This is a genomic window from Acetomicrobium sp. S15 = DSM 107314, from assembly GCF_016125955.1.
GTDB classification, from domain to species: Bacteria; Synergistota; Synergistia; order Synergistales; family Thermosynergistaceae; genus Thermosynergistes; species Thermosynergistes pyruvativorans.
Window position 1 is genome coordinate 1 of sequence record NZ_JADEVE010000333.1, and the last position, 270, is coordinate 270.

Annotated in this window: 1 protein-coding gene; it reads right to left on the reverse strand. The window is 54.1% G+C overall.

Going from position 1 to position 270, the window contains the following annotated elements; genetic code table 11:
- Positions 1–126: hypothetical protein (locus EZM41_RS14760; protein WP_446697835.1), on the reverse strand; the 126-nt coding region annotated here is incomplete at its 3' end.
- Positions 127–270 lie beyond the last annotated feature (144 nt).

Here is a 270-nt window from a genome sequence, read left to right on the forward strand (position 1 = left end):
AAAAGCCCTCTCTATTGCTACCGTTTCCAGATAGCCCAAGACTGGAAGGCCAACGCCAAGAAATTTCGGAGCCACGAAGATCTCGAACAAATCGACGAACCCTTCTCTGGCGAAAGAGCTCGCTATGGACGGCCCTCCCTAATTCTGTGAGTTTTATGTGGCCTGTGGAGAGCGAGGTCACTATCACATCCCAATAGGGGAGAAGCCCCAAAGCCTTGGCCACGCCGAAGGCGCGACACATGCCTTCCTCTTCCCTGGTTTTCCACCGTC